This is a genomic window from Albidovulum sp. (genome assembly GCF_049646345.1).
Classification (GTDB): domain Bacteria; phylum Pseudomonadota; class Alphaproteobacteria; order Rhodobacterales; family Rhodobacteraceae; genus Albidovulum.
Genome location: NZ_JBARVQ010000889.1, coordinates 1 through 2,094, shown reverse-complemented (window position 1 = coordinate 2,094; position 2,094 = coordinate 1). Strand labels below are relative to the sequence as shown.

At 65.7% G+C, this 2,094-nt stretch carries 2 protein-coding genes and 1 pseudogene; 1 reads left to right on the top strand and 2 read right to left on the bottom strand.

Going from position 1 to position 2,094, the window contains the following annotated elements; translation table 11 throughout:
- Positions 1-638 (bottom strand): recombinase family protein (locus WBB85_RS23205; RefSeq protein ID WP_432640926.1); only part of this gene is annotated, 638 nt, incomplete at its 3' end.
- Positions 639-757: 119 nt separating this feature from the next.
- Positions 758-1,855, bottom strand: a complete 1,098-nt coding sequence (locus WBB85_RS23200; protein WP_432640925.1) for a tyrosine-type recombinase/integrase — start codon at positions 1,853-1,855, stop codon at positions 758-760.
- Between the two features lie 126 nt (positions 1,856-1,981).
- Here WBB85_RS23200 and WBB85_RS23195 point away from each other — a divergent pair.
- Positions 1,982-2,094 (top strand): annotated as a pseudogene (locus WBB85_RS23195) (DUF1403 family protein); the annotation flags it as partial.

Sequence of the window (2,094 nt, the reverse complement as noted above, 5' to 3'; positions counted from 1 at the left end):
GCGCGGTCCAGTACCGTGAGCGGTAGGAAGCCGTCCCGGACATAGGCGTTGACCGCGCGCAAAAGGCGGCTTTGCGTCCATTGGCGCTCGCGGGGCAGGGGGCCGTTGACGATGCGCACGACGTCTTCCCAGGCCAAGTCCGGGCGCAGGCGACGGACATGGGGAACCCAGTCCTGTGCCGTCTCGTTCAAGCGTTCCATGTAGCCGTCCTGCCGCGCCAGCCGCACCTTGCGCAGCGCCGCCGGATCCCGAGCGCGCAGGCCCGGATTGCCGCCAACCCGGCCTTTGGTTCGCGCGCTGGCCAGTCCGGCTTTGGTGCGTTCACGGATCAGGGCCCGCTCGAACTCAGCGGCCGCGCCCAGGACCTGGAGGGTGAACTTGCCCTGCGGCGAGGACGTGTCGATCGGGTCCATGAGCGAGCGGAAGAAGGCGCCCTTGGCTTCCAGCCGTTCAATCACCTCGAGGAGGTGCGACAGTGACCGCGCCAGACGGTCGATGCGCACCACGACCAGCGTGTCGCCCTTCCCAATCCGCTCGAGCACGCGGGCCAGCACGGGCCGTGAGCGGTTGCCGCCCGAGGCCTGCTCCTCGTGGATCTCGACGCAGCCTGCGGATTTTAGGGCCTGCGACTGGGGCAGGGGGGTTTGATCCTCTGTCGCGTTTGGTTCCTGATTTCAATTGAAGCGGTTAGCTGAAACCTGAGCGGTCAGGTTGGAGCTTGGCATTTCAGCAAAGGCTCGTCGGAAGGGCAGGGGGCTTACAGGCCTGCGGCCTTGGTCAGGTTCACCCGGAACCTGTCACGCCGCCGCTGGTATCGGCGGGTCATCTCTGCGCTGGCATGACCGAGCTGCTTTTGAACATAGCGCTCATCAACTTCCGCGCTGCTGGCAAGGCCTGCACGCAGGGAATGGCCCGAGAACAGCCGCACGCGCTCGGCCTCAGGCAGATCAGGGCGTAGCCCGGCCTCGCGGGCGCAGGACTTGATCAGCCGGGCGACGTGCTTGTCCGACAACCGCTCGCCCGTAGCTTTCAGGCCGTTGCGCGACGTGGCGACGAAGATCGGGCCGAAGTCGATCCTTGCGTAATGCAGCCACTGCGTCAGGGCATGGACCGGGCAGGTCTGATCGGATGAGCCGCGGGCGATTTCGACCTCGCGCCAGCCGGTCTTGCCGCGTAGGGTGAGGAGCACGCCGCCCTCCAGGATCTCGACCCAGCCGCCGGAGTCAGGCGTGTCATCCTTGCCGTGGTCGAGGCTGACAATTTCGGACCGACGCAGGCCACCAGCAAAGCCGATCAGCAGGATCGCCCGGTCGCGCAGGCCGCGCAGATCGTGGGGCAGGGCTGCCAGCATGTCGCGCAGGTCTTCCGGCAGGATGGCCTCTTTCTGTGCCGGTGGCCGTGCGTGCTTGCGGCGGATGCCAGCCAGGACGCTGGCAATGTGGCGGTCCTTGCGGTCCAGCCGTTCTCCGCGCTGAGCATAGCCCCAGGTCAGGCCGGACAGCCGCCTTTCTATTGAGGAGACCGAGAGGGCAGGGGCCTTGCCGCTCGGCGCTGCCAGATCGGCGATGTAGAGCCCGATCAGCTGGGGCGACGAGGGGAGAGGGTCCGCGCCGCGCATCCGGCACCAGCGGGCGAAATGGGCCCAGTCCTTGGCATAGGCCTTCAGCGTGTTCTGCGACGCCGCCTGACGCGCATAGTCTCGCGCGGTTTCGACCAGGCGGTCGAGCGTGCCCGAGCCAGCGACATGGGAGGGCAGGGCAATCATGTCGCGCTCCGTATCAGCGCTGTCGTCCCCTTCATGGCGATCGGGACGTTCCGGGGGTTCGGAAGGCGATTTCTCGGGCGTTTCGGTCATAGCCTTGAGCATACTCTTCTTGCATCCGATAATGCAACATTATTGGACGTAACTAAAAACAGCAAGGCGGGGCGGTTGTGTTGCTATTTTCTGGCTAAAAGCGCCGCCGTGGGCTAGTGTTGGGGCATGACCTACCAATCAACGTCCGCGATCGACGACCTCGACACCTTACCCCGGATGCCGTCCTGGGTCACCTCGGCGCGCGCCGAAACCCCTGAAGATGTGGCGTTTTTGTCAGG